We start from the raw sequence: 26,033 nt of genomic DNA, 5'->3' as shown, positions 1-26,033 counted from the left end.
GTGAGAAGCGCGCGCCGGGCCGCGTCGAGCGAAGAGTCACGGCGCCGAGATCGGCGCCCCTCGTTACATCAGCTGTGTGTCGCGCGTTTCACGCATGCACAGCACGCCGATCATGCTGACGGCCGCGGCGATCGACACATAGGCGCCAACCCAAGGCAGCCCGCCGCGCGCGGCGAGCATCTGCGCGATATACGGCGCGACGGACGCGCCGAGAATCCCACCGAGGTTGTACGCGACACCTGCGCCGGTATAGCGCACGTTGGTCGGGAACAACTCCGGCAGCAGCGCGCCCATCGGCGCGAAGGTCACGCCCATCAGGAACAGTTCGATGACGAGGAACAGCAGTACCAGCGACGTCTGTCCGCTGCCGAGCAGCGGCGCCATCGTGAAGCCCGACAGGATCGCCGCGATGATGCCGACGATCAGCACCGGCTTGCGCCCATAGCGGTCGGCGGCCCAGGCCGACAGCGGCGTGGCGAGCGCCATGAACACCACGGCGATGCACAGCAGGCCGAGGAACGTCGGCCGCGGAATATGCAGCACGGAGACGCCGTACGACAGCGAAAACGTGGTGGCGTTGTAGAACAGCGTGTAGCAGACCACCATGGCGAGCGCGCCGAGCAAAGTCGGCAGCCAGTGTTGCGACAGCAGTGTGGCGATCGGCACCTTCACGCGTTCCTGACGGTCGATCGCTGCCTGGAACGCCGGCGTCTCGGCGATTTTCAAGCGCACGTACAAGCCGAGCGCGACCAGCACGGCGCTCACCAGGAACGGCACGCGCCAGCCCCAGCTACGGAATTGTTCGTCGCTCAAGGACAGCGCCAGCGCGAAGAACAGGCCGTTGGAAGCCAGAAAGCCGATCGACGGCCCGAGTTGCGGGAACATGCCGAACCAGCCGCGTTTGCCGGCCGGCGCGTTCTCGGTGGCGAGCAGCGCCGCGCCGCCCCATTCGCCGCCCAGACCGATGCCCTGGCCGAAGCGCAAGATGCACAACAGGATCGGCGCGAGGCTGCCGATCGAGTCGTAGCCGGGCACGAAACCGATCAGCGTGGTGGACAGCCCCATCACCAGCAGCGACGCCACCAGCGTCGATTTACGGCCGATCCGGTCGCCGAAGTGGCCGAACAGGAACGAGCCGATCGGCCGCGCCACGAAGGCGATGCCGAACGTGACGAAGGCCGACAAGGCCTGCGCCGTCGCCGAGCCATGCGGGAAAAACACCGGTCCGATGACGAGCGCCGCGGCGGTCGCATAGACGTAGAAATCGTAGAACTCGATCGCGGTGCCGATAAAGCTCGCGAAGATGATCCGCGAACTCTTGTTCTGCCCGGCCGCATTGGGCTGGGTCGCGGAAATCGGCGAAGTGGACATGCAGGGTCTCCATGTGTCGTGATGCCGTTGGGCGCCCGGTTCGTGAGCCGGTGGTGCGCGTGTGTGGGCGGCATCTTTGTTCAGGTTCATGCGCCTCGCGTCGGTCGCGGGCCGGTGGGCGGCCACGCACGGCGCGAGCGACTGTGCGACAGCTTACAACGGCAACTGGCGAAAGCGCTCCTGCCAGGCGAAAAACCAGGCGGGACGCGTGACGTGTGCGGCGAGCAAGGTAAAGCGGCCGGTGCGGTGCGAGGCCTTGATGATTTGCGATCAGGCCAGCGGCGCACGCATCGTGCCTCAAGCAGGCGGCGCTCGCGGATGGCGCGGCGGCGCTGCAATCGGGCTCTTGCCGCGCCCGCGGGTGAGCGGGCGGCGTGAGCCATGCCGGAAGGATCCGGCGCAGGGAATCGGAAAATTATAACGAGCGCGGCCACGCCGCAGCAAGGCGGCGCCGGGCTCGCCGCGTGCGTTGCACGAAACGAACCGCGTTCAGTCGATGGTTTGCGCTTGTGGCGAGGCGAACTCGCGAAGCTGGAATTTGCCGTTGTCGTTGAAAAGCCAGTCTTCGAACAGTTCGAGCTGGCCACGGCCGTTCAGCAACTTGCCGGGCGGCTGCGGCAGCGGTGCGGCGCGCCGCAAGGTGGCGAGCGCGGTGCTCTCGGCTTCGTCGTCGCCGTTGGTGCGATACACGGATGACTCCACGACGTGGCCGTTGCGATCGACCGTGAACGACACCACCACCAGCGAGCGCAGCATCGCTTGCGGCGTGCCGCGCAGCACATAAGACGGATTGCGTTCGATGATGCGCCTCGCCACGGCATCGCGGTATTGATCGAGTGTGGCGCTGTTGATGGCGGCCGCGGGCGTCGGTACGGTCGCGCTTGGCGGTGGCGTGATGGTGCAGCCAGCCATGGCGATGCCCAACGCAGCAACGAGCAGCGTGCCGCGCACACGGCGTCCGGTCAGGCAGCGAAGGTGACGCGTGCGAGTGAGCATTGTCGGAGAAAAACTCGGAGCAGGATGTAATTTGATGGTAGTCAAAATCCGCCAGGAATCAATTGGCGTTCGCCCGCTATATGTGGCCCAACCATCTGTAATAGGCTGAAATATGAGCGAATTGGTGCGCGGCGAAAACGGGCCTACACTCTGATGGCCTCTTTCGAGAGGCATCGGTGGAAGTCTTTCATTTAGCCCGCTTCGCGCGGGCTTTTTCTTTTTCGCGGCGCGGTTCACGCGGGCCCGTGCGGCGCAAAAAACAAAAGGCGAACCCGACTACGAGTTCGCCTTTCTATCCACAAGCTGCGAGCAAGAGAGAAGCAAGCGATGAGCGCGTGATCTCGCCTCAGCGCTCACCGCTCACAGCGCGACCTGTTACTTCAACGCTTCGCGTGCCGCCTTAACCGCTGCAAGCACCTGCTCCGGCGCCGTGCCGCCCGGATGATTCCGGCTCGCCACCGACCCTTCCAGCGTCAGATACGAGAACACATCTTCGCCGATCAGATGCGCGACATTCGGCAGTTCCTTGCGCATTTCGTCGAGCGTCAGATCCGCCAGATCGCAGCCGCGATCCGCGCACACGCGCACGGCCAGCGCCACCGCTTCGTGCGCATCGCGGAACGGCAGGCCGCGCTTGACCAGGTAGTCGGCCAGATCGGTAGCCGTGGAGAAGCCTTGCAGCGCGGCGTCGCGCATGGCCTGCGGCTTTACCGAAATACCGGCGACCATTTCAGCGAAGATGCGCAGCGTATCCGCGACCGTATCCACGGTGTCGAACAGCGGCTCCTTGTCTTCCTGATTGTCCTTGTTGTACGCGAGCGGCTGGCCCTTCATCAGTGTCAGCAGCGCGATCAGATGGCCGTTCACACGGCCGGTCTTGCCGCGCGCGAGTTCGGGCACGTCCGGGTTCTTCTTCTGCGGCATGATCGACGAACCGGTGCAGAAGCGGTCGGCCAGATCGATGAAGCCGACGCGCGGGCTCATCCACAGCACGAGCTCTTCGGAGAAGCGTGAGATGTGCGTCATCACGAGTGCCGACGCCGCCGTGAATTCGATCGCGAAGTCACGGTCGGACACCGCGTCGAGCGAGTTCGCGCAGATGCCGTCGAAGCCCAGCATCTTCGCCACCGCGTGACGGTCGATCGGATAGCTGGTGCCGGCGAGCGCGGCCGCGCCGAGCGGCAAACGGTTCACACGCTTGCGGCAATCGATCATGCGCTCGGCGTCGCGCGAAAACATTTCGACGTAAGCGAGCAGGTGATGGCCGAACGTGACCGGCTGCGCCACTTGCAGGTGCGTGAAGCCCGGCATGATGGTCGAGGCGTTTTTCTCCGCCATGTCGAGCAGGGCCGTGCGCAATTCGGTCAGCAAGCCGCCGATCCGGTCGATCTCGCCGCGCAGCCACAAACGGATATCCGTCGCCACCTGGTCGTTACGCGAGCGGCCGGTGTGCAGGCGCTTGCCGGCGTCGCCGATCAGCGCGGTCAGGCGCGCTTCGATATTCAGGTGCACGTCTTCCAGATCGAGTTGCCACTCGAACTCGCCTCGCTCGATTTCACCCTTGATCTGCGCCATGCCGCGTTGGATCGCGGCGAGGTCGTCGGCGGCGATGATCTTCTGCGTGGCCAGCATCGAGGCGTGCGCGAGCGACCCTTCGATATCGACGAGCGCCAGACGCTTGTCGAAGAAAACCGACGACGTGTAGCGTTTGACGAGTTCCGACATCGGCTCCGAGAAGCGAGCCGACCAGGCTTCGCCTTTTTTGTGCAGTTGGGACGTCATGGTGTTGGGCAGTTAAGCGGCAGTTGAGCGAGCGGTGAGGAGGCTGACGACGCTGACGACGCGAATGCACGTGCCGTGCAAAGGTGCCGCCGAAGCGAGGAAAGACAGGGATTTTAACACTGGGCGCGGGCCGGAAAGACTCGGCAGGCTTTCAAGTCTCGTACGCGACACAGCCGAAGTTCGCACGGGCAACTTGCGCGAACCCGGGCGGCGCCTCGCCGGCACGGCCCAGGTTGGGCGATGCGGATGGCGGCTGGGGCGCGCAGGTCGAGTGCGTGTGACGCCAAGGCCGTCGCCCCGCCGACGCCTACTCGCGCACCAGCACCACCAGCTTCAGATCCTCGCGATGCGCGGGTTTGAACGTGATCTGGTCGTACACGATGCGGCCGTCGCGCGGATGATTGAACTCGCGCCGTCCGCCTTCGCGGCCGCCAACGTCCTGCGAGGCCCAGAAGCGCGCGAACGCGTCGCTCGCGGCGGTGAGCGAGTCGATCAGCGCGCGGGTGGGCGCGTCATTCAAGTGGCGGATCGAGTCGGCGCGGAATTCGGCGGCGAGCCGCCGCGCGCGGGTTTCCCAATCGACGATCAGCTCGCGTGCGGCCGGTTCCGTGAAGGTGTAGCGCAGCAGATTGCGGTCGTGCGCGCCGTCCAGCCAGCCGACGAACAGGTCCGTGGCGCGCTCGTTCCAGGCGAGCGCATTCCATTGACGGTCGAGCACGTAGGCCGGCGCGCTCACGAGTTGCACGGTTTCCAGCAGGGTGGCGGGCGCGTCGGCGGCGGCCGGATCGGGTTCCGCCGGGTCGCGCTGGGCGGCCAGTTCGAACAGATAAGCCCGTTCGGCGCGCGACAGTTGCAACGCAACCGCGATGCGCGCGAGGGCGTCGGCGGAAGCGGAGACCGGACGTCCCTGTTCGATCCACGTGTACCAGGTCGGGCTCACGCCGCACAGTTGCGCGACTTCTTCACGCCGCAAACCTGGCGTGCGGCGGCGCGGCCCCGGCGGCAGGCCGACCGCTTGCGGCGAGAGCCGCTCGCGGTGAGCGCGGATGAAGTCGCCGAGCGCGCGGGCCGGGGTGGCGTCGAGCGGCGGCGGGCTGTCGGCGGAAGACGGCGTGGTCATTCTGTTCGGCGGCAGGCGGCGGAAGTGGAGGGAGGTAATGGAGATACCAGAATAATTGCTTAACTTGTACTGGTACATCGCGGGATCTATTGTAGCGTTTGGAACGGCACAACGCCTTCCAGCGCTACCCCGAATACATAACCGGAGCCTCCCATGAAGCATCACGATCAGGTCGCCGACGCCTTCGGCTCGACCGCCGCCGCCTATTTGACGAGCCCGACCCATGCCACCGGCGCCGATCTGCGGACGCTGGCCGAATCGATCGCGGCGACGCCGGATGCGACGGTGCTCGACATGGGTTGTGGTGCGGGCCACGCGAGTTTCGCGGTCGCGCGGCACGCGAAAGCGGTGGTCGCCTACGACATCGCGCCGCAAATGCTGGCGACGGTGGAAGGCGCAGCGAAGGAGCGCGGTCTCGCCAACATTCGCACGCAACAGGGCGCGGCCGAAGTGCTGCCGTTCGGCGATCATTCGTTCGACTGGGTGATCAGCCGGATGAGCGCGCATCACTGGCACGACGTGCCGCTCGCGCTCGCCGAAGTACGGCGTGTGCTCAAGCCGGGCGGCAAGGTGTTGTTCATCGATATCGCCGGCAGCGATCATCCATTGCTCGACACGCACATTCAGGCGATCGAGTTATTGCGCGACGGCTCGCATATTCGCGATTACCGTGCCGACGAGTGGCTCGCGTTATTTGCCACGGCCGGGTTCAAGGCATCGATTCGCGAGCGTTGGCGCATCAACATCGAGTTCAGTTCGTGGGTGGCGCGCATGCGCACGCCGGAACCGCGCGTGGTGGCGATTCGTTCGATGTGGGCGAATTCGCCGGATGAAGTCCGTCAATACTTCGACGTGCAGGAAGACGGCTCATTCAAGCTCGACGCGTTGATGATCGAAGCGCAATGAAAAAAGCCGTGCGCGACGAACTACGTCGCGCACGGCTTGAGTGCTCAAATGCGTGTGATGAATTGCGTTCGCGCTTAGCCTGTATTGCGCAAGCCGGCCGCAATCCCGTTGATGCTCAAATGAATCCCGCGCCGCACGCGCGCGTTGGTGTCGCCGCCGCGGTGACGCTTGAGCAACTCCACCTGCAAGTGATTGAGTGGATCGAGATACGGAAAGCGGTTCTTGATCGAACGCGCGAGCAGCGGGTTCTCCGCGAGCCGCTCACTCTTGCCCGTAATCTCCGACAACACCTTCGACGTGCGCTCCCATTCCGCGACGATCCGCTCGAACACGTGCTTGCGCAGTTTCTTGTCGGATACGAGCGCGGCGTAGCGCGAAGCGACCGCGAGGTCGGTCTTCGCCAGCACCATGTCCATGTTCGACAGCAGGTTCGAGAAGAACGGCCACGTCTTGTGCATTTTCTTCAGCAGCGCGAGACGGCGCGTGCGTTCGGCGTCGCTCGGCGCGCTGTCCAGATGCGCGGCCACCGCGCTGCCGAACCCGTACCAGCCGGTCAACAGCAAACGGCATTGGCCCCATGAGAAGCCCCACGGAATCGCGCGCAGATCTTCGATCTTGCGCTGCTTCGGGTCCTGCAGTTTGCGCGAGGCCGGCCGGCTGCCGATGTTCAACTCCGCGATCTCCGCGATCGGCGTCGATTCGAAGAAATACTCCTTGAAGCCCGGCGTTTCGTAGACCAGCGCGCGGTAGGACGCCATTGCGGCGTCGGACAACTGCTGCATCGTTTCTTCGAACGCGGGCAGTTGCGCCGGCGCAATGCCGTGCGGCAGCAACGACGCTTCGAGCGTCGCGGCGACCACCGTCTCCAGATTGCGCCGGCCGATCTCCGGATTGCCGAACTTGCTCGCGATCACTTCGCCCTGCTCGGTCAAACGGATCTGGCCGTCGACGGTGCCCGGCGGCTGCGACAGAATCGCCTGATAGGTCGGACCGCCGCCGCGGCCCACGGTGCCTCCGCGTCCATGGAACAGCCGCAGCGTCACGCCGCGTTCGTTGAAGAGCGACACCAGCGCGAGTTCGGCGCGGTACAGCTCCCAGTTCGACGTGAGGAAGCCGCCGTCCTTGTTGCTGTCCGAATAGCCGAGCATCACTTCCTGCTCGTTGCCCTGATGTTCGATCAGCGCGTCGACGCCCGGCAGCGCGATCAGATCGCGCATGATGTGCGGTGCGTTGCGCAAGTCGGGGATCGTCTCGAACAGCGGGATCACCATCAGGCCCGCCTGCGCCGGATCGTTCGCATCGCCTAGACGTCCGTGCAGCAGGCCGGTTTCCTTTTGCAGCAACATCACTTCGACCAGATCGCTCACGGTCTCCGTGTGCGAGATGATGTAGTTGCGCACCGCACGCGCGCCGAATTTTTCGCGCGTGATACGCGCTTCTTCGAGCACGCCGAGTTCGCTCTTCACGAGATCGGAGTACTCCGCGTATGGCAGGCGCAACGAACGCGGCTGCGCCAGTTCGGCGAGCAGCACCTTGAGTTTTTCTTCTTCCGTGAGCGCCGCGTAGTCGTCTACGACGCCCGCGCGCTTGAGCAGTTCGGCGATCACCGCTTCGTGAATGTCGGAGCTCTGGCGCAAGTCGATACTCGCCAGATGGAAGCCGAACACTTCGGCGGCGCGCGCGAGCGGTGACAGACGCGGTGCGGCGAGCGGCGCGCCGTGATGTTCGGCGAGCGAATCGATCAGCACGTGCAGGTCGCGCTCGAATTCGGACGAATCGCCGTACGGCTTGGCGCGTATCGGCGCCGCGCCGCGGCCCGCGCTGCGCACCGGCACACTGCCTTCACCGAGGCGCACGCGCGCGCTTGCCGCGAGCCGCGTGTACATGCCGATCAATGCCCGGCGATACGGCTCGTCGGTGCGATGCGGCGACTGGTCGGGCGAGGCGGCGGCGAGTTCCTTCAGGGCGTCGCTGGCGCCGGCCAGCAGGTTCGACACCGACAACTCGGCGCCGAGCTTGTGCACCTGCTCCATGTAATGCTCGAAGATCACCGCGGCCTGGCGGGTGATCGCGTTTTCGAGCGTCTCGGCCGTAACGTTCGGATTGCCGTCGCGGTCGCCGCCGATCCAGCTGCCCATCTGGAAGAACGGCGGCAGGCGCGCGTCGATGCCGTGTTCGGTGAGCGCTTCTTCGATATCGGCGTAGAGCGCCGGGATTTCTTCGAGGAAGGTGGCGCGGTAGTACGACAGCGCGTTCTCGATTTCGTCGGCCACGGAAAGGCGCGAATCACGCAGCATGCGCGTTTGCCACAGCGACGTGACGCGGGCGCGCAGCATCGCTTCGTTGTGCGCGCGTTCGCGGTCGGTCAACTGCTGGTCGCGTTCGGCGAGCAGACGCGCGACGTCGTGCTGCGCGTCGAGAATGCTCTTGCGCTGCACCTCGGTCGGGTGCGCGGTCAGCACCGGCACGATCAACGCGTTGTTGAAGAACTGCTGCAGCACCGGCGTGGCGGCCGCGTTGGCCTCGACGAGCCGCTCGAGCGCGTGGGCGATCGTGCCCGGTTGCGAGGTCGAGCCGGCCAGCGCGTGAATCCGGTGGCGGCGATTGCGGTGGCGGTCTTCAGCAATGTTCGCGAGATGCGAAAAGTAGCTGAACGCGCGCACCACGCTGACCGTTTGCTCCGGGCTCAGCGAGCGCAGTTTCTTGTCGAGCGTTTGCGCGGCGGCGCTGTCGTCTTCGCGGCGAAAGCGCACGGCGGTCTGACGGATCGTTTCGACGACGTCGAACACCGCGTCGCCTTCCTGCTCGCGCAGCACGTCGCCGAGCAGGCGTCCGAGATAGCGGATGTCCTGGAACAGCGGATGGTCCTTGTCCTCGCGCGTGCGGCCGTTGTTCTTCGGCGCGGACGCGGAAGAAGGCGCGGCGCTGGACGATTCATCTGGCACAGCCTGCAGCGCGGGCGCTTGCGGCGCGTCGGCGACGACCTTGATCTTCGTGGCGCCGCCCTTGGCGGCCTTTTGCGCCTTGGCGGCGGATGCGGCTTGCGTCGTCTTATCCGTTTTGACTGCCTTCACGGTCTTGTCCGTCTTGACGGGCGTGGAGGTTTTGGCGGCCTTGCCGGCTTTGGCAGCGTGAGCAGCCTGAGCGGGTTTGCCGGCGCGTTTGGCCGATGTCGGCCCAGCAGCGGCGGCGGCAGAGGCGGCGGGCTTGGCGGCGTCGGCCGCGCGAGCGTTGGGCGATGCAGTGTTGCGGCGGGCAGGGCGCGCCGATCCGGAAGACGTCACGATGGGTTTCCTCAGGGAAGCCAGGGTCTGTTGAGTGATGAACTGCTACTGCGGAACTGCACTATGAACTGCAACGTGAACTGCAAAGGGAACCGCGCGAAACGGTATGCGCCGATGGCGATACGCCTGAGAGGAGACTGTGCGCCTGAACGGTGCCGCGCATCCGCACGACACTTGTTCGAGGCACCTGCGGCACCTGAGCCACGTCAGGCCGCATTGCATCATCCCGCATGCGGCGGCCCGGTGCGCGAACGACCGTGCGTGAACAGGCTGGGATGGGGCAGGCGCGCGCAGCGCGAAGCCCGTCTCCTCCATCGATACCGCTTCAGCACGGCGCTCCGCCGCGTCTTGAGACACAAGGGCGCGTGCTAACATTGTTTGTTATTACATCCCGTCATTCGATCAGCAAGCTAATGAACACCGAGACGTTTTCCACGCCACCCCACACGCTTGTGATTGCGTCGCGAGAAAGCCGCCTGGCCATGTGGCAAGCGGAGCATGTGCGATGTGCGCTGCACAAATTATATCCATCTTGTGACGTAAAAATCCTCGGAATGACAACACGTGGCGATCAAATTCTCGATCGCACTTTGTCGAAGGTTGGTGGTAAGGGCCTCTTCGTGAAGGAACTTGAAGCCGCGCTCGCCGACGGCCGCGCCGACCTCGCCGTGCACTCGCTCAAAGACGTGCCGATGGAATTGCCCGAAGGCTTTGCGCTGTCCACCATCATGGAGCGCGAAGATCCGCGCGACGCGCTGGTCTCCAACGACTACGATTCGCTCGCCGCACTGCCGGCCGGCGCCGTGGTCGGCACCTCCAGCCTGCGCCGCGAGGCCATGCTGCGCATGCGTTATCCGCACCTCGAAGTGCGGCCGTTGCGCGGCAACCTTGATACGCGTCTGTCGAAACTCGATCGCGGCGATTACGCGGCGATCATTCTGGCCGCAGCCGGTCTGAAGCGGCTGGGTCTGGGCGAGCGCATCCGCGCGCTGCTCGATCCCGAAGACAGCCTGCCCGCGGCGGGCCAGGGCGCGCTCGGCATCGAGATTCGCGCCGACCGCGCAGACCTCGCGGCATGGCTCGCACCGTTGCATCACGACCACACGGCAGCCGCCGTCGAAGCGGAGCGCATGGTCTCGCGCGCGCTCGGCGGCAGCTGCGAAGTGCCGCTCGCCGCGTATGCCATGTGGCGCGACGGCGCGCTGCATCTGCGCGGCATCGTCGCCACGCCCGACGGGCAGCGTGTGCTGAGCGCACAGGCGTCGGCGCCCGCGCCCAGCGTCGAACGCGCCGTCGCGCTCGGCCAGGAAGTGGCGAGCGCGCTCGAACAGCAAGGCGCGATGGACATCGTTCGCGCGCTCAGCACCGCCAGCGGTCCCGCCGCTGCGAAGCAGGGCACGGCGCAAGACGGCGCGCCGGACAGCGCGGCGACCGGCGAGTGATGGCGGCCGATATCCCCGGCAACACATCCCCATCCGTCGACAAGGCGGCGTTCACGGTCGTGATTACGCGACCGGCCGGTCAGTCGAACGAACTGATCGCGCGACTCGCCGCGGCCGGCATCGCCACGCTCGACTTTCCGCTGATAGACATCGCGCCCGTCACCGACGAGGCGCCGTTGCGCGCCGCGTTGGCCTCGCTCGAACGCTATGCGCTCGTCGTGTTCGTGTCGCCGAATGCCGTCGATCACGCGTTTGCCCGCAGCGATGCGATCTGGCCGCATGCGCTGCCGATCGGCGTCGTCGGGCCGGGCAGCGTGCAGGCGCTGGCGCGCCACGGCGTGGCCGCACCTGCCTACAAGGTGATCAGTCCGCCGTCCGGCGCGGATGAAGACACCGCTCGCTTCGATTCCGAAGGTCTCTTTGCGGCGATCGACAGCGCGCTCGACGCGACCAGCCTCGAAGGCAAGCGTGTGCTGATCGTACGCGGTGACGGCGGCCGCGAGTGGCTCGCCGACCGGCTGCGCGAAGCCGGTGCCGAAGTCGACACCGTCGCGGCGTACCGCCGCCTCGTGCCGGAGCCGTCGATCGGCGGCTGGGCGCGCGTGCACGAGTTGCTCGCGGGCGTGCCGCACGTCTGGCTACTCACCAGTTCCGAAGGCGTGCGCAATCTGCACGAGCTGGCGCAAGACCACCTCACCGCCGACGAAATCGCGCAGCTCAAACGCGCCGCGCTCGTCACGCCGCATCCCCGTATCGCGCAGACCGCGCGGGCATTGGGTTTTGATAGCATTACGGTGTCCGGCGCGGGCGATGAGCGCATTGCCCGCGCGCTGATTGCCGCCGTCCCGACCGTAGTCCAACCGGTACCGTCCAACCCGGCTCATTCACCGGCTAAATCACGCATGACTGAAACGAACGCATCCACGAACGCTTCACCCCAGCCGGCCGCGACCACTGCGTTGCCGCCGAATCAACCCTTCACGCCCTACGAAGCGCAAAAGCGCCATAGCGCGAGCGGACCGCTGCTGTGGTTTGTCGTCGTGATCATTGCTTGTGCCGCGGGCGTGGGCGGCTATGCGCTCAATCGCAAGGTGGAGCGCACCGAGCAGCAGATCGTGCAGCGCCAGCAAGCCAACGACACGCAGACCAACGAGCTGCGCATCAAGACGGAACAGGCGCTCGCCACCGTGCATCAGTCGGACTCGCAGGTCGCGCAACTCGAAGGCAAGCTCGCCGATGCGCAGGCCGGGCAGCAGGCGCTGCAGCAGCAATACGCGGATCTTGCGCGCAATCGCGACGACTGGACCCTTGCCGAAGTCGGCCAGATGCTCTCCGCCGCCAGCCAGCAGTTGCAGCTCACCGGCAACACGCAGCTCGCGCTGTTCGCGCTGCAAAGCGCCGACACGCGTCTCGCCGCCTCGGACAGCCCGCAGGCGGTCACCGTGCGCAAGGCGATCGCGCAAGACATCGACAAGCTGAAGGCCGCGCCTTCCACCGATCTCACGGGCATGGCCATCAAGCTCGACAACGCGATCGACCAGGTCGACAGCCTGCCGCTCTCGGGCGAAGCACCGATCGCCCATGCCACGCCGCAAGCCGCGACGTGGGCCGACACGGCCAAGGTGGCCGCGGCCACCGGCGAGCCGCGCTGGAAGGTGTGGTGGCGTGAAGTGACCACCGGCATCGGCCAGCAGTTGACGAGCCTCGTGCAGGTGCGCCGCATCGACAATGCCGACGCGATGCTGGTCACGCCCGACGAGGGCTACTTCGTACGCGAGAATCTCAAGCTGCGTTTGCTGTCGGCGCGTCTCGCCTTGCTCTCGCGCAACGAGACCACGCTGAAGTCCGACCTGCAGGCGGCGGAGAATGCGCTCACGCGTTACTTCGACAACTCGTCGAAGAAGACGCAAACCGTGACCGATCTCGTCAAGCAGGTGGAGGCGGGCTCGGCCGCGGTTGAACTGCCGAATCTGAACACGAGCCTGCAGGCCGTCAATCAATACCGGAGCCGAGGTTAATCATGGCGATCCGGGGACTTCTATGGCTTGCGTTGCTGTTCGCCATCGCGGTGGTGCTGGCGGTGGTCGGACGCTTCGACATGGGGCAGGTGCTGCTGATCTATCCGCCGTACCGCGTCGACATGTCGTTGAATCTGTTCGTGGTCGGGCTGGTGGTGTTGTTCATTCTGATGTATGCACTGCTGCGCATCTTCCGCAATATCTGGCGCATGCCGCAACGTGTGGCCGCTTATCGCGCGCGCTCGCGTGTCGCGAAAGCGCATGCCGCGCTGCGTGACGCGATCGGCAATCTGTACGCGGGGCGTTTTTCGCGTGCTGAGAAAGCCGCCAAAGACGCGCTCGCGAATGGTGATAACAAGGGCGCGGCGGGTTTGATCGCGGCCACCGCGGCGCATCGCATGCATGAATATGCGCGGCGCGACGAGTGGCTCGCGCAGATCAACGAGGCCGACTGGCAGGACGCACGCCTGATGGCCACCGCCGACATGCGCGCCGATGGCCGTGACGCGGACGGCGCGCTGACGGCGCTGACCGAAATGCAGTCACAGGGCGCGCGGCGCATTCACGCGCAGCAGATCATGTTGCGCGCGCAACAGCAATTGAAGAACTGGAGTGAAGTGCTCAAGCTCGTCAAGATGCTGGAAAAACGCGAAGCGATTCATCCGGCTGTGGCGGTGCGCTTGCGCCAACTCGCGGCGGAAAACCTGCTGCGTGACCGGCGTCACAATGCCGATGCGTTGCTGGAGTTGTGGAATTCGCTGTCGCCCACCGAGCGTCATTCGCCGCGTCTCGCGGATCTCGCGGCCGAACTGCTGGTGGCGCTGAACCGTCCGCAGGAAGCGCGCAAGATCGTCGAGGAAGCGCTGGCGCAAAACTGGGACGCGCGCTTGCTGCGCCGCTATCCGGATACGGCTGGCGGCGACGCGTTGCCGCTGATTCAGAAGGCCGAAGCGTGGCAGAAGGATCGTCCGGAAGATGCCGACCTGATGTTTGCGCTAGGCCGCTTGTGCCTGCATCAGCAACTGTGGGGCAAGGCGCAGTCGTTCCTTGAGCGCGCATTGAAGCTCGCGGACAACGAGACGCTGAGGATTCGCTCGCATCGTGCATTGGCGCGTTTGCACGAGCAACTCGGCGATGCGGATAAGGCGAGCCAGCATTATCGTGAAAGTGCGTTGGCGATGAATATCGTTTGAGGGTTTTTGAGCGGCGCGTGTGTGGTTCTTGAAGCGCTGCTTTGAGACTTTGAAGTTGCTGGTTGATGAGTTGATGGCCGCAGCGGATGCTGCGGCCATTTTTTATTCGTGCTTCCTGCTGTGCCTGTTCGGTGATGCTTGATTTGATCGCTTAGTCCGCCCCGGACTGATGGGACCGTTTGCCTTGTATGGAACTCAGCCGTTCGACGCGATGTGCCGACTGTCTCTTGCTGGCCGACTACCGCCCACGCCCTCGGCAGTAGTCGGCCAACATTTGTCGAAACCACCATATTCAGCGATGAAGTGGTCGCTCCTTCGCACACCAACGCAAAGCCTCAGCAGTAGATCACTGCCAAGGCCCGCGCCTCCCTCTCACTTATTAACCATCTTCGCCGGCACGCTGATCGCCAGCAGACCGCCAAGCACCAGGAACGCCGCCAGCATATACATGCCGGAGTCGTTCGCGGCTGTCACCTGTTTGAGCCAGCCCACCGCATACGGGCTGAGAAAACCCGCCAGATTGCCGATCGAATTGATCATGGCGATGCCGGCAGCGGCGCCCGTGCCCGCCAGAATCGCTGTCGGCAGGCTCCAGAACAGCGGCAGCGTGGTCAGAATGCCCATGGTCGCGAGCGTGAGCGACGCCATCGCCAGCACGGTGTTGTGCGCCCACACGACCGACAGCACGAGCCCGATTGCGCCCGCGAACGCCGGCAACGCAATATGCCAGCGCCGCTCCCGCTTGCGGTCCGCACTGCGCGACACGAACACCATTGCGACCACAGCGGCAGCGAACGGCACCGCCGAGAGCAGGCCGATCATGAACGCATCCGTCACGCCGGTCGCCTTGATGATGGTCGGCAGCCAGAAGCTCACGCCATACAGACCCATCACGAACGAGAAATACGTGAGGCTCAGCATCAGCACGCGGCCGCTCGTGAGCACCTGGCGAATCGGCATGTCGTGCTTGGTGGCTTCTTCGGCGGAGACGTGGCGTTCGAGCAATTGCTGCTCTTCCTTGGTGAGCCACTTCGCCTTCGAGATACGATCGTCCAGCATGACGAACACCATGATGCCGACGATCACCGAAGGAATCCCTTCGAGCAGAAACAGCCACTGCCAGCCATGCCAGCCGTTCACGCCGTCGAAGCTCTTCAGGATATAACCCGACACCGGACCGCCGATCACGCCCGACAGCGCGATCGCCGTCATGAACCAGGTGGTCATGCGGCCGCGCCGGTGCGACGGATACCAGTAGGTGAGATACAGAATGATGCCGGGGAAAAATCCCGCTTCTGCGAGACCGAGCAGGAAGCGCATCACGTAGAACATGGTCGGCGTAGTGACGAACATGGTCAGCATGGAGATCACGCCCCACGACACCATGATCCGCGCGATCCACACGCGTGCGCCGACTTTATGCAGGATCACATTGCTCGGAATTTCGAAGATGAAATAGCCGAGAAAGAAAATCCCCGCGCCGAAACCGTAGACCGCGTCGCTCAGACCGAGATCGCTGGTCATTTGCAGCTTGGCGAAACCGACGTTGACGCGATCGAGATACGCGACCACGTAACAGAGCATCAACAGCGGCGCGAGCCGCCAGGTGACCTTGCGGTAGGTCGCCTCTTCGAAGGTGGAAGGCGGCGCACCCGCGCCGGGATGGTGGAGCGGATTTGCGGGACTAGCCATGGTGTCTCCTCTTTTCTTGTGGAATTGAAGTACCGCTGTCGATCGATTCTATCCGCGCTCAGTGGTTTGCACGACGAATCGATACCGGGGGAAAACACTGACTGCGGCGAGGGCCGCTGCACGCGAAACCCTCGCAGACCGGATGCGGCGCGGCGCTACACGCAGCGCCCGCCGTCTACTTCAAGACACACGCCGGTGATGAACTCCGCCTCGTCCGAAGCCAGATAGAGCGCGGCGTTGGCGATGTCCTGCGGCGTCGAGAAACGCCCGAGCGGAATGCCGGCGAGAAAGCGCTGACGATTCTCCGGCGTATCCTCAACGCCCATGAATTCGGACAGCAGCGCCGTCTCGCCGATCACCGGATTCACGCAGTTCACCCGAATGCGGTCCGGACCCAGTTCGACCGCCAGCGACTTGCTCGCGATAATCACCGCGCCTTTGCTGCCGTTGTACCAGACCAGCCCAGGGCGCGGCCGCACTCCCGCCGTGGACGCGATATTGATGAAGCAGCCGCCGCCTTGCTCGCGGAAATACGGCACGAATTCCTGCACGCTCCAGTAGATGCTTTTCACGTTCACCGCGTAGACGCGGTCGAATTCGGCTTCCGTCACTTCCAGCACCGGCTTGTTGCGATGCGTGGTGCCGGCGTTGTTGACGACGATCTGCACGCTGCCGAAGTCTTCGAGCGCGGCTTCGCGCAGTTTTTGCCAGTCGTCGCGCTGGGCGACGTTGCCTGCTACCGCGATGGCCTTGCCGCCGGCCAGCGCGATTTCACTCGCCACGCGCTCGGCGGCCGGGCCGTTCAGATCGTTGACCACGACGTTCGCGCCTTCGCGCGCGTAGGTCTTCGCAATGCCTTCGCCGAAACCCGAGCCGCCACCCGTGACGATGGCTGTTTTACCTGTCAACCGCATGATGTCTCCGCTGTTTGTTGTGGATGGTGATACGTATGCTCGACTAACCGTGCCGGATCGCGATGGTTTTCAGCACCGTGAAGCCGTACAGCGCCTCGAAGCCCTTTTCGCGGCCGTGGCCCGAATGCTTGACGCCGCCGAACGGCAATTCGACGCCGCCGCCCGCGCCATAGTTGTTGATGAACACTTGACCAGAGCGCAGGCGGCGCGCGAGCCGCATCTGCCGGCCGCCGTCGCGCGTCCAGATGCCGGCGACGAGGCCGAACGGCGTGCCGTTGGCCAGCGCCAGCGCTTCGTCTTCGTCGCTGAAGGACATGGCGGCGAGGACGGGTCCGAACACTTCGTCACGGGCGACGCGGTGGCTGGCGGGCACATCGCGCAGCAGCGTCGGCGCCTGATAGAAGCCGCTTTCCGGCGCTTCGGGAATCACCTCGCCGTGCGCCGCCATGGCGATACCGTCGTGTTGCGCGTCGGAGAGGAAATCCCACACGCGCCGCTGCTGTTTCGCGCTGATCAGCGGCCCGCAGTCGAGATCGGCCTGCGAGGGGCCCACGCGCAATGCTTGAAACGCGCCGCTCAGCCGGTCTAGCAAGGGTTCGTATATAGCGCGGTCGATCAGCACGCGGCTGCCCGCCGAGCAGGTTTGTCCCGCGTTCTGCACGATCGCCGACACCAGCACGGGCAGCGCCGCGTCGAGGTCCGCGTCGGCGAAGACGATTTGCGGCGACTTGCCGCCCAGTTCCAGCGTGACCGGTACGTGATTCTCGGCGGCCATCTGCGTGACGAGCTTGCCGGTTTCCGGCGACCCGGTGAACGAAATGTGATCGATGCCGGGGTGCCGTGCGAGCGCCGCGCCCGCTTCATGCCCGTAGCCGGTGACGATATTCAGCGCGCCGGCAGGCAGACCCGCCTCGGCGGCCAGTTCGGCGACGCGCAACACGGACAGACACGCATCTTCGGCCGGTTTGACGACGCATGCGTTGCCGGTGGCGAGCGCCGCGCCCACGCTGCGGCCGAAAATCTGCATGGGGTAATTCCACGGCACGATATGGCCGGTCACGCCGTGCGGCTCGCGGATCGTGAGCACCGTGTAGCCGGTCTGGTAAGGCAGCGTTTCGCCGTGCAGTTTGTCCGCCGCGCCGGCGTAGAACTCGAAATAGCGGACGAGGGCGGCCGAATCGGCGCGCGCCTGCTTGAGCGGCTTGCCGGTGTCGCGGGCTTCGAGCAGGGCGAGTTCTTCCTGGCGCGCGGCGACCAGCATGGACAGCCGGTACAGCACGCGGCCGCGTTCGGCGGCGCTCGCCTCGCCCCACGCGCCTTCGAAGGCGCGGCGCGCGGCGCGCACGGCGGCGTCGATATCCGCCGCGGTGCCGCGTGCCAACTGGGTGAAGGGCTGACCGTCCGAGGGATCGAGCACGGCGATCGTCTCGCCGCCTGAGGCGGCGGACCACTCGCCGCCGATGAAGTGTCGGGCTTCTTCCATGCATGCTCCTTGAGGTGTCACGCGGCCGCGTTGCGGCTGCGTGGTGTTCACAAACGAGAGGCACAATCGAGAGACGCCAGATGATTATCGCGCCGATCCTACGCGGGATGCCATCGGCCGATTGGCTATAATGGCGTATTCCGCACTGTCCGGCCGCGGCGCCGGCGCTCGAGGCGAGTTTCACGATGCATGCCGTTCGAGTGGCCGCACCGCGCGCCGTGTTCCGAATTCCATCCTGATCAGAGAGCGCTCATGAGCTTCAATCACGTCCCCGCAGGCAAAGACCTTCCGCAAGATTTCAACGTCATCATCGAAATCCCGGCGCAAAGCGATCCGGTGAAGTACGAAGCGGATAAGGAAACGGGCCTGCTCCACGTCGACCGTTTCATCAGCACGGGCATGCGCTATCCGGCGAATTACGGCTACATTCCGCAAACGCTGTCGGGCGACGGCGATCCGGTCGACGTGCTGGTCATCACGCCGTTCCCGCTGTTGGCTGGCTCGGTGGTGCGTGCCCGCGCACTCGGCATGCTGCAAATGACCGACGAATCCGGCGTCGACGCGAAGCTGGTCGCCGTCGCGCACGACAAGGTCTGCCCGATGACCGCCGACCTGAAGTCGATCGACGACGTCCCGGCGTACCTGAAAGACCAGATCAAGCACTTCTTCGAGCAATACAAGGCGCTCGAGAAGGGCAAGTGGGTGAAGGTCGACGGCTGGGCGGGCATCGACGCCGCGCACAAGGAAATCACCGAAGGCGCGGCGAACTACAAGAAGTAAGCTGCGTCACGTTTGATGGACAGAAAAACCGCGCGAGCCTGCGAAGGCCGCGCGGTTTTTTCATGGCTTGTCGAAACACGAGGGCGTCGCGTGCCGCCTGGTCCCGAGTGTGGACACATGGACGCAGTGCATCGAGAGGATGAACCGAAGCCATTTTTATATCCAGGTGTAAACCCTTGTGAATGGCCGCCTGCCTGCCGCTGGCTAGCACGATGCTAAAGCGGTTGAAACCCAACGTGTAACAAATACGGCCCCGGTTTCGCATGGCATTATTTTTGACTGGTCGTTGGCGGCGTAGGCATCCTTGTCGCTTCGTAGCCGTTGAGATGAGCTCAACCCCGGTGCTGGCTGCGATGGAAGGCGAGCCGCCAGGCAACCGTGACCGCGCCGCAGCCATCATGTAACTACCAGGAAGCGTTCTGCGTATTCGCGCGGGCTTATCTCGAAGCGCCGCACGAAGGCCTTCCTTAACACGTCGACGCTGCGGTAACCGAATCGACGTGCAAGAGTCTCCATCGACCGTTCGCCCAGTTCGAGCGCACGGCAGATTGCTTCGAGCCGAACGTCCTCGACGTACTTTGCGGGCGTCGTTCTCAACTCTCGCTCGAACGTGCGTATCAATGTCCTGACACTTGTGGCCATCTGGTCAGCCAGCATCTCTACCGTCAGGTCCGAATCAAGGTGCTCGCTTATCCAGAGGCATAGCTTGGCCAGCTTTGAGTCAGCAACGTGCTGCGAACGAAGGGAGGCACTGAACTGAGCCTGTCCGCCCGGGCGACGCAAAAAGAGAACCAGATTTTTTGCAATTTCCAGCGCAACGCTATTTCCCAGGTCTTCGCCGACGAGAGCAAGAGCTAAGTCTATCCCTGAAGAAATTCCCGCGGACGTGTACACGTTGTCGTCCTTCACCCATATCGGCGCGGGGTCGACCTGCACCAGGGGGTAGCGCTCGGCAAGGCGAGGGGCCATGGCCCAATGCGTTGTTGCGCGTCGGCCATCTAAAAGCCCCGCGTCAGCGAGGGCGAAGGCGCCAACACATATCGAGCACACCCGCCGTATCGTCGCAGCCCGGGTTGAAATCCAGGCTATGGCAGCGGGGTGTAGCTGCTCGATGGGTTGAAACCCCGTGGCGACCATCAAGGTGTCGATGGGCTTGTTTTCTCTGCGTTCCTGTTCGAGCGTGCGGTGTCCCCGAAGACCAATTCCCGATTCGCTGTCCATGAACACATCAGCTCCCGCGCTGACCAGCTGAAGGTCGTACGGCGCGCGCTGGCCAGCTTGCAGCTTGTTCGCGAATGCGAAGACCTCTGCGGGGCCAATGACGTCGAGAGCGTCAACTGGCGGCAAACCCAGAATGACGACCCGTTTCGTTGACATTCCCGCGCGAGGGTCTTTCGGCTTCGTCCGATTCCTCATGAATGCCTCCTACTTGAGTCTCCGACCAACACGCAATTCTGGCACAAATCATCCAAAAACAGTCATTTACGCCGGATGAGTCGCCGATATTCTGAAACCGTCAACTTCACACTTTGGAGGGCGCTCATGATTCCGCCTGTCACTATCGGACAGTTCACTGCTCCGGATTCCGTCTTCACCCGTCAAGCCGCCTTGATCGTCGAGCGTGCCCATTCGAAATCGATGCTGGGGCACGTGCACCGTACGTGGTGGTTCGCCGAGTTCCTTGGCAAGGTCCGAGGACTGAAATACGACCGAGAGGTGGTGTATCTCGCATCACTGCTCCACGACCTGGGGCTTACGGCTGAGTTCGCAGCGGACCAGCGCTTCGAAGTCGATGGCGCCAACGCTGCCAGTCGGATTCTTCTCGCTAACGACTATCCGGAATCGAAAGCGCAACTCGTCTGGGACGGCATCGCGCTGCACTCCAGCGCAGGCATCGCGGAGCGCAGGGAAGCAGAAGTAGAGAACGACAATTATCTTGGCCGGTCCTTTGACAGTTACCTTGGCCGGTGGTGAGGAGTCGAAGGCGGCGTAGCCGCCGGAGACGACGAACTACCGGCGGCGCCGGAGTAGCGGGGTTTTACGATGGCTGATCGCGTCGAACAAGAAGCGAACAGTCATGCCTGGAACCTACGTGACGGACCAGCAGGTCCGACTCTATATGAGCAAGCGCAAACATCACACTCAGGAAGTCGCCGCGGCGATGGCGGGCATGAGCGTTCGCACGGCCCGGCGCATCGAGCATGACGGCCGTCTGCCGTCGCAGAAGCCATCGCGCGCGTGGCGTACACGTCACGATCCGTTCGCGGAAGTCTGGGAGAGCGAGGTCGTGCCATTGCTGCGCCACGCGCCCCGGCTCAAGGCCATCACGTTGCTGTGCAAGCTACAGGAGGCGCATCCCGGCCTCTTCCCTGACAGCATGCGGCGGACGCTCGAGCGGCGCGTCAGCCAATGGCGCGCACTCGAGGGCCCTGGCAAGGAGATCTTCTTCCCGCAGCAGCACTTGCCCGGCGTGCAGGGGCTCTCGGACTTTACCGACATGCGGGATCTGCGCGTGACGGTCGCCGACGCGCCCCTCGATCACCGGCTCTATCACTTCGTGCTCGCGTTCTCGCACTGGGAATATGCCTATGTCGTCGAAGGTGGCGAGAGCTTCGAGGCCCTCTCCACCGGATTACAGAACGCGCTGTGGCAGGCCGGCGGCTGCCCACATGAGCATCGCACCGACAGCCTATCGGCAGCGTTCAAGAATTTGCAGACTGAAGAGGACTTCACGGCTCGCTATGACGCACTGCTGGTGCATTACGGCATGGCCGGCACGCGCAATAACGTCGGCGTGGCCCATGAGAACGGTAGTGTGGAATCCTCGCACCGCCATCTGAAGGAGGCGATCGACCAGGCGCTGATGCTGCGTGGCCATCGCGACTTCGACGATCGTGCTGCCTATGAGGCGTTTGTTCGCGACGTCGTCATGCGCCGTAACCGTCGTAACGCAGCGGCGTTTAACGCTGAGCGCGAACATTTGCAGGATTTGCCCGCACATCGCACGACCGACTTCATCGAAGAGGAAGCACGCGTGACACGCTGTGGCACCTTCACCGTGCGGGGCATTCTCTACAGCGCGCCGTCGCGCCTGATTGGTCACCGTCTGAAGGTGCGCGTCTATGCCGATCACCTCGACTGCTATCTGTCCGGCGCGCTCGTGCACAGCACAGCACGGGGCTCGCATGCGGCCAATAGCCGCCGTCGCAAGCTCGACTACCGGCACTTCATTGAGGCGCTCAAGCGCAAGCCCCAGGCGTTCAAGGGGCTGGCGTTTCGCGACGACTTGTTTCCGCGCGAGGCGTACCGCCGGACGTGGGAGCGGCTTGAGGCTCGGCTCACGCAGCGCGAAGCCTGCAAGACCATGGTCGGCTTACTGGAACTGGCCGCGAATCACGGAGTCGAGGCCGTTCTTGCTGAGCGGCTCGAGGCGTTGCTCGCCGCTGGCGAGCTGCCCGATCTCGAGCAACTACAGAATGAATTTGCGCCGCGGCAGGCGCAATGCCCAGACGTGGCTGTGGACGTGCCGACGGCCGCTCTCTACGACACGCTGCTTGGCGAGGAGGCATCGGTATGAACGCGCCCGCAATTTACGATGCCGCCCGTATGGGGCTGATGCTCACCGAGTTGCGCTTGCCGACGATCGCGCGGCTATGGTCCGAGTTCACACAGCGCTCCGACAAGGAAGGCTGGCCATCGACGCGCCTGCTCGGCGCGCTGCTCGAGCACGAACTGGCCGAGCGCGCGAAACGGCGCATCGAGCGGCATCGCGTCGAATCGCATCTGGACCCGAGCAAGACGCTCGAGGCCTTCGACTTCGGCTTGGTACCGATGGTGTCCAAGGCACATGTAATGGCGCTCGCGAGCGGCGACTCGTGGCTCGAGAAAGGCGCCACGATCCTGCTGTTTGGGCCACCGGGTGCCGGGAAGAGCCATTTAGGCTCCGGCATTGGTCATGCGCTGATCGACGCCGGGTACCGGGTGCTGTTCACACGCACCGGCGAAATCGTGCAGAAGCTGCAGGCGGCACGCCAAAGCCTGCAGTTGCCATCGATGCTCGCCAAGCTCGATCACTTCGATCTGATCATCCTGGATGACCTGTCGTACGTCAGAAAGGACCAGGCCGAAACGAGCGTGCTGTTCGAATTGATTGCGGAAAGATACGAGCGTCGAAGCCTTCTCATCACGGCCAACGCCGCGTTCTCCGGCTGGAATGATGTCTTCCCCGATCCCTCAATGACGGTCGCCGCCATCGACCGACTGGTCCATCACTCGACGATCTTCGAGCTGAACGTGGAAAGCTACCGGCGTCGCAGCGCCGACGACAACAAGCGCGCGCGGCGGCGTCAATTACCCCACCCCGAATCGGAAGGAGCGACAACTATGCCGAGTTGAGCAGCGACAACTAACCCCGTCGACCGGCCAAGATAGTTGTCGCCCGGGCGGCCATCGTAATTGACAATCTACACAGAAGTCGCCCTCGTGCATATGGGTGCCCATGTCGATGTGTTTGGGCTCTGGTTCGATGAGATCGCACCCTCGTTTATTGACGACGTGCTTCAACTCTACCCACGAGATGGATTCAAGGTCGCATTTCAGACCGCTTTGGCGGAGGTCGTACGAAAAAAGCCGCATACCGCGACGGGTACCGGACTGGTCGACATTGGCTACCGCCACGTGCACGGCTTCGAGTCCCCAGACGTCTGCGACCTCATCGACCACGCTCCCTTCGAGAGCTGAAGGGTCGTCCGAGGAAGCTCGGCTTGAACTCGTTTGGTCTTCGGGCTGGATGCTCGATGAGAGATAGGGACTCGGTCCATAACCGACTCAATGCGTTCGTCGCGAGCGCGCTCAATTGTTCAAAAGGAAAGTCACCATGAAACAACTCAAATTGCTGGTTACTGCCGCCACTGGTAAAACCGGCGTCCACACGGTTCGTCATCTGCTCGACGCTGGACATCTCGTTCGCGCTCTGGTGCGCCAAGAGGATGAGCGCAGCGAAGCGCTGAGACAAGCCGGAGCGGAAATTGTCGTAGGAGACCTGCTCGAGCATGACGACGCCATTCGCGCCACTGCCGGGATGGATGGCGCATACCTCTGCTACCCGGTGCGCCCGGGCTTCATTCAAGCTACCGCCTATTTCGCAGACGCCGCACGCCGCGCCGGGCTTGGAGTCGTTGTGAACATGTCGCAAATATCCGCGCGCGAAGACGCAAAAAGCCACGCCGCACGCGACCACTGGATTGCCGAACGCATTCTGGACTGGTCCGGCGTTCCGGTTGTCCACATCCGACCGACCTTCTTTTCGGAGTGGCTGACGTTCCCCTGGGTGCTCGACACGATAGTGCAAGACGGGACGATTGCTCTTCCGTACGGAACAGGCCGGCACGCTCCGATTTCGGCGGAGGACCAGGCGCGCTTCATCGCTGCAGTTCTCTCCAATCCTCACGACCATATTGGCAAGACCTACGAGCTCTGCGGCCCCGTGGAAGTGAGCCAGCAAGAGATTGCCGAGAAATTGAGCAGCATCGTCGGACGACAAATCACCTACAGTCCGACCACCCTCGAAGCGTATCGCGAGCACCTTGAAAAATACGACCTTCCCGAATTCACAATTCAGCACTTCATAGAAGTCGCAGTTGACTACCAGAACGGCGTCTTCGTTGGCGAGGACAGCGTCATCGGACAAGTCACCGGGAAAGCCCCCGGGACCGTTGAAGACTTTGTCCGGGCCAATCGTGAACTGTTCGTGTAGCGCGTGCCTTTGTGTAGTTCGCGACCAGTGGTCGGTCGAAAGAACTCGTCAACTCGTTATCGAAAAGGTATGACCCCCTCGCCGAAACAAACGCCGCCATTCTTCAAGAAGTTACGAGCTGGACCTGACTTCGCGACCGGCCAACCAGAGAAGAGCGGGAATCTAGGTCCTTGCCTTCAAGGTCCGGCCGCTTGTTACGAGCGAAGACATCGAGCAGTAGTGGAGAGCCGCCATATTCCGCACAGAAGTCTCGCGCGCGCTGTTGAATCGAGCGATAGCTTAGCTGGACTTCGGCCTCGCTTTGCAGCAAGTTGTACTCCGGAAGTGTCGTGTGCAGGTCGCGGAGCACGGCCAGCGTCGGCGCATTCAGCACCACGTGTCCGTTGGCAAAAATTGCCTCGAGTACGTGCGGCCGCTTATTGCATTTGACGCGCAACGCCTTGATGAAACTGTTGGCCAGCCGCGAAGCTTGCAGAAACGGCAGGGGTGGGAATTCGATTGGATGGGTCTTGCCGCGCGTTCCAAACACGCGCTTCTTTGACCAATGGGCGCGAATATCCCGCACCATTTCAGCCTGCCAAACGTCGAACGCGGCACGGTCGCTCAGATTCGCGGCGTCAAAGTATCCCGGCGCGAGTTGCTTCGCGAACTGCCGGTCGGCCCATTCGTTGAATACTGCCAGTGGGCCATACGGCTCGCCGGTGTACCCCGTCGCGACTCCTCGGGCGCTCTTGGTGTCAACCCCGGCGTGTGTCACTTCCTTCGCGTGACGGAACCATTTTTCGGCCTCGCCAAGGTACTGCTGGTATTCCGCTGCAAGTGCGGCGTTGTCTGCATGCATAGGCTTCTCGTGTCTTAGTGAGGGGGCACGCGTCTGCCCACGCCAGTGATTCGAAAAGGTGCTAACGAACGCAGCGGCGAGAGTTGACGCGTCACGACGCAGTGCCATGCGGACGCACGCAATCGCTGCGGCCATATGGCGCTAATTGAGGTGCACAGAGAGAGTCACCACGGCGCGCAAGGTCTGCCTGCTGGCAAAACGGCGGTTTGGTAAAAACGGGCGCGGAGGTCCTGTCGCTCAGGCAGCGAAACTGTTAGGAAATCGACGACATCGATTGTCCACGGCATCTGTCCTCTGTTTGATATTCCTAGAGATTCTAGGCGGCCTTGAAACTCGGCAACAAGTAAAAAAGTGATAAACGACACCTTGTAAATCGCGGGTGGAGGCCGGCCGCCGACGATGTTAACCCCGCTTCGGGTGCCGCGTTGCTCTGCGTCGACTTGAACATCCGATCGG

Annotated in this window: 20 protein-coding genes; 10 read left to right on the top strand and 10 right to left on the bottom strand. The window is 63.6% G+C overall.

Annotated features, from left to right (window positions below; genetic code table 11):
- Positions 1-63 precede the first annotated feature (63 nt).
- The 4 genes from B0G74_RS15015 to B0G74_RS15000 form a co-directional block, all read right to left on the bottom strand.
- The gene (locus B0G74_RS15015; protein WP_132375618.1) at positions 64-1,371 is read right to left on the bottom strand and encodes an MFS transporter; all 1,308 of its coding nucleotides are present in this window, start codon (positions 1,369-1,371) and stop codon (positions 64-66) included.
- A 489-nt stretch (positions 1,372-1,860) separates the two neighbouring features.
- On the bottom strand, positions 1,861-2,367 hold the full coding sequence (locus tag B0G74_RS15010) for a TonB family protein (RefSeq protein ID WP_132375616.1): 507 nt from the start codon (positions 2,365-2,367) through the stop codon (positions 1,861-1,863).
- A gap of 375 nt (positions 2,368-2,742) precedes the next feature.
- Complete coding sequence (gene argH, locus B0G74_RS15005; protein WP_132375614.1) at positions 2,743-4,149, bottom strand: argininosuccinate lyase; 1,407 nt, start codon at positions 4,147-4,149, stop codon at positions 2,743-2,745.
- A gap of 307 nt (positions 4,150-4,456) precedes the next feature.
- The gene (locus tag B0G74_RS15000) at positions 4,457-5,269 is read right to left on the bottom strand and encodes a helix-turn-helix transcriptional regulator (protein WP_132375612.1); all 813 of its coding nucleotides are present in this window, start codon (positions 5,267-5,269) and stop codon (positions 4,457-4,459) included.
- Positions 5,270-5,422: 153 nt separating this feature from the next.
- On the opposite strand from B0G74_RS15000, the gene B0G74_RS14995 reads away from it, so the two are divergent.
- Entirely contained in the window at positions 5,423-6,175 is a 753-nt protein-coding gene (locus B0G74_RS14995; RefSeq protein ID WP_132375610.1) for a class I SAM-dependent methyltransferase, read from the top strand.
- Between the two features lie 74 nt (positions 6,176-6,249).
- Here the strand turns inward: B0G74_RS14995 and ppc are convergent, their stop codons facing one another.
- Positions 6,250-9,459 carry a phosphoenolpyruvate carboxylase gene (ppc, locus tag B0G74_RS14990; RefSeq protein WP_132375608.1) on the bottom strand — a complete coding sequence of 1,070 codons (3,210 nt, stop codon included), beginning with the start codon at positions 9,457-9,459 and terminating at the stop codon, positions 6,250-6,252.
- A 413-nt stretch (positions 9,460-9,872) separates the two neighbouring features.
- Here ppc and hemC point away from each other — a divergent pair, with 413 nt between their 5' ends.
- From hemC to B0G74_RS14975, 3 genes are read left to right on the top strand one after another with little or no spacing between them, the layout of a single operon-like run.
- Complete coding sequence (gene hemC, locus B0G74_RS14985; protein ID WP_132375606.1) at positions 9,873-10,901, top strand: hydroxymethylbilane synthase; 1,029 nt, start codon at positions 9,873-9,875, stop codon at positions 10,899-10,901.
- The gene (hemDX, locus tag B0G74_RS14980) at positions 10,901-12,919 is read left to right on the top strand and encodes a fused uroporphyrinogen-III synthase HemD/membrane protein HemX (protein ID WP_132375604.1); all 2,019 of its coding nucleotides are present in this window, start codon (positions 10,901-10,903) and stop codon (positions 12,917-12,919) included. The genes hemC and hemDX overlap by 1 nt, the downstream gene beginning before the upstream one ends.
- A 2-nt stretch (positions 12,920-12,921) precedes the next feature.
- Positions 12,922-14,112: a heme biosynthesis protein HemY gene (locus tag B0G74_RS14975; RefSeq protein ID WP_132375602.1), complete on the top strand. Its 1,191-nt coding sequence runs from the start codon at positions 12,922-12,924 to the stop codon at positions 14,110-14,112.
- 372 nt (positions 14,113-14,484) lie between these two features.
- On the opposite strand, the gene B0G74_RS14970 is transcribed toward B0G74_RS14975, so the two are convergent.
- From B0G74_RS14970 to B0G74_RS14960, 3 genes are all read right to left on the bottom strand, one after another.
- Entirely contained in the window at positions 14,485-15,804 is a 1,320-nt protein-coding gene (locus B0G74_RS14970) for an MFS transporter (RefSeq protein ID WP_132375600.1), read from the bottom strand.
- Between the two features lie 155 nt (positions 15,805-15,959).
- Entirely contained in the window at positions 15,960-16,718 is a 759-nt protein-coding gene (locus B0G74_RS14965) for an SDR family oxidoreductase (protein WP_132375598.1), read from the bottom strand.
- Between the two features lie 43 nt (positions 16,719-16,761).
- Positions 16,762-18,201: an aldehyde dehydrogenase family protein gene (locus B0G74_RS14960; RefSeq protein WP_132375597.1), complete on the bottom strand. Its 1,440-nt coding sequence runs from the start codon at positions 18,199-18,201 to the stop codon at positions 16,762-16,764.
- 252 nt (positions 18,202-18,453) lie between these two features.
- On the opposite strand from B0G74_RS14960, the gene ppa reads away from it, so the two are divergent.
- Positions 18,454-18,981 carry an inorganic diphosphatase gene (gene ppa, locus B0G74_RS14955; protein WP_132375596.1) on the top strand — a complete coding sequence of 176 codons (528 nt, stop codon included), beginning with the start codon at positions 18,454-18,456 and terminating at the stop codon, positions 18,979-18,981.
- Between the two features lie 396 nt (positions 18,982-19,377).
- Here the strand turns inward: ppa and B0G74_RS14950 are convergent, their stop codons facing one another.
- Positions 19,378-20,358 (bottom strand): helix-turn-helix domain-containing protein, encoded by a 981-nt coding sequence (locus B0G74_RS14950; RefSeq protein WP_243658188.1) that lies wholly within the window; start codon positions 20,356-20,358, stop codon positions 19,378-19,380.
- Positions 20,359-20,523: 165 nt separating this feature from the next.
- Here B0G74_RS14950 and B0G74_RS14945 point away from each other — a divergent pair, with 165 nt between their 5' ends.
- The 5 genes from B0G74_RS14945 to B0G74_RS14925 all read left to right on the top strand — a co-directional run bounded on the left by B0G74_RS14945 (position 20,524) and on the right by B0G74_RS14925 (position 24,736).
- Positions 20,524-20,955 carry an HD domain-containing protein gene (locus B0G74_RS14945; protein ID WP_132375593.1) on the top strand — a complete coding sequence of 144 codons (432 nt, stop codon included), beginning with the start codon at positions 20,524-20,526 and terminating at the stop codon, positions 20,953-20,955.
- Positions 20,956-21,058: 103 nt separating this feature from the next.
- Positions 21,059-22,558, top strand: coding sequence for an IS21 family transposase (istA, locus tag B0G74_RS14940; RefSeq protein ID WP_132375591.1), 1,500 nt, complete (start codon positions 21,059-21,061; stop codon positions 22,556-22,558).
- A complete protein-coding gene (gene istB / locus B0G74_RS14935; protein ID WP_035508514.1) occupies positions 22,555-23,376 on the top strand; it encodes an IS21-like element helper ATPase IstB in 822 nt (273 codons plus the stop codon). Before istA ends, istB begins: the two co-directional genes overlap by 4 nt.
- Before the next feature lie 60 nt (positions 23,377-23,436).
- Positions 23,437-23,721, top strand: a complete 285-nt coding sequence (locus B0G74_RS14930) for a hypothetical protein (protein WP_342960078.1) — start codon at positions 23,437-23,439, stop codon at positions 23,719-23,721.
- 136 nt (positions 23,722-23,857) lie between these two features.
- Entirely contained in the window at positions 23,858-24,736 is an 879-nt protein-coding gene (locus tag B0G74_RS14925; protein WP_132375590.1) for an NAD(P)H-binding protein, read from the top strand.
- Between the two features lie 103 nt (positions 24,737-24,839).
- On the opposite strand, the gene B0G74_RS14920 is transcribed toward B0G74_RS14925, so the two are convergent.
- Complete coding sequence (locus tag B0G74_RS14920) at positions 24,840-25,577, bottom strand: hypothetical protein (protein WP_132375588.1); 738 nt, start codon at positions 25,575-25,577, stop codon at positions 24,840-24,842.
- Between the last annotated feature and the right edge of the window lie 456 nt (positions 25,578-26,033).

The organism is Paraburkholderia sp. BL9I2N2, from assembly GCF_004339745.1.
In the GTDB taxonomy this organism is placed as follows: Bacteria; Pseudomonadota; Gammaproteobacteria; order Burkholderiales; family Burkholderiaceae; genus Paraburkholderia.
Note: the sequence above shows the minus strand (reverse complement) of the source record. Positions and strands in the feature narration are given on the sequence as shown.

Bases quoted from the DNA above. Each gene is read 5' to 3' on its own strand.
- B0G74_RS15015 (WP_132375618.1), bottom strand. From the start codon at position 1,371: ATGTCCACTTCGCCGATTTCCGCGACCCAGCCCAATGCGGCCGGGCAG.
- B0G74_RS15010 (WP_132375616.1), bottom strand. From the start codon at position 2,367: ATGCTCACTCGCACGCGTCACCTTCGCTGCCTGACCGGACGCCGTGTG.
- argH (WP_132375614.1), bottom strand. From the start codon at position 4,149: ATGACGTCCCAACTGCACAAAAAAGGCGAAGCCTGGTCGGCTCGCTTC.
- B0G74_RS15000 (WP_132375612.1), bottom strand. From the start codon at position 5,269: ATGACCACGCCGTCTTCCGCCGACAGCCCGCCGCCGCTCGACGCCACC.
- B0G74_RS14995 (WP_132375610.1), top strand. From the start codon at position 5,423: ATGAAGCATCACGATCAGGTCGCCGACGCCTTCGGCTCGACCGCCGCC.
- hemC (WP_132375606.1), top strand. From the start codon at position 9,873: ATGAACACCGAGACGTTTTCCACGCCACCCCACACGCTTGTGATTGCG.
- hemDX (WP_132375604.1), top strand. From the start codon at position 10,901: ATGGCGGCCGATATCCCCGGCAACACATCCCCATCCGTCGACAAGGCG.
- B0G74_RS14975 (WP_132375602.1), top strand. From the start codon at position 12,922: ATGGCGATCCGGGGACTTCTATGGCTTGCGTTGCTGTTCGCCATCGCG.
- B0G74_RS14970 (WP_132375600.1), bottom strand. From the start codon at position 15,804: ATGGCTAGTCCCGCAAATCCGCTCCACCATCCCGGCGCGGGTGCGCCG.
- B0G74_RS14965 (WP_132375598.1), bottom strand. From the start codon at position 16,718: ATGCGGTTGACAGGTAAAACAGCCATCGTCACGGGTGGCGGCTCGGGT.
- B0G74_RS14960 (WP_132375597.1), bottom strand. From the start codon at position 18,201: ATGGAAGAAGCCCGACACTTCATCGGCGGCGAGTGGTCCGCCGCCTCA.
- ppa (WP_132375596.1), top strand. From the start codon at position 18,454: ATGAGCTTCAATCACGTCCCCGCAGGCAAAGACCTTCCGCAAGATTTC.
- B0G74_RS14950 (WP_243658188.1), bottom strand. From the start codon at position 20,358: ATGTCAACGAAACGGGTCGTCATTCTGGGTTTGCCGCCAGTTGACGCT.
- B0G74_RS14945 (WP_132375593.1), top strand. From the start codon at position 20,524: ATGATTCCGCCTGTCACTATCGGACAGTTCACTGCTCCGGATTCCGTC.
- istA (WP_132375591.1), top strand. From the start codon at position 21,059: ATGCCTGGAACCTACGTGACGGACCAGCAGGTCCGACTCTATATGAGC.
- istB (WP_035508514.1), top strand. From the start codon at position 22,555: ATGAACGCGCCCGCAATTTACGATGCCGCCCGTATGGGGCTGATGCTC.
- B0G74_RS14925 (WP_132375590.1), top strand. From the start codon at position 23,858: ATGAAACAACTCAAATTGCTGGTTACTGCCGCCACTGGTAAAACCGGC.
- B0G74_RS14920 (WP_132375588.1), bottom strand. From the start codon at position 25,577: ATGCATGCAGACAACGCCGCACTTGCAGCGGAATACCAGCAGTACCTT.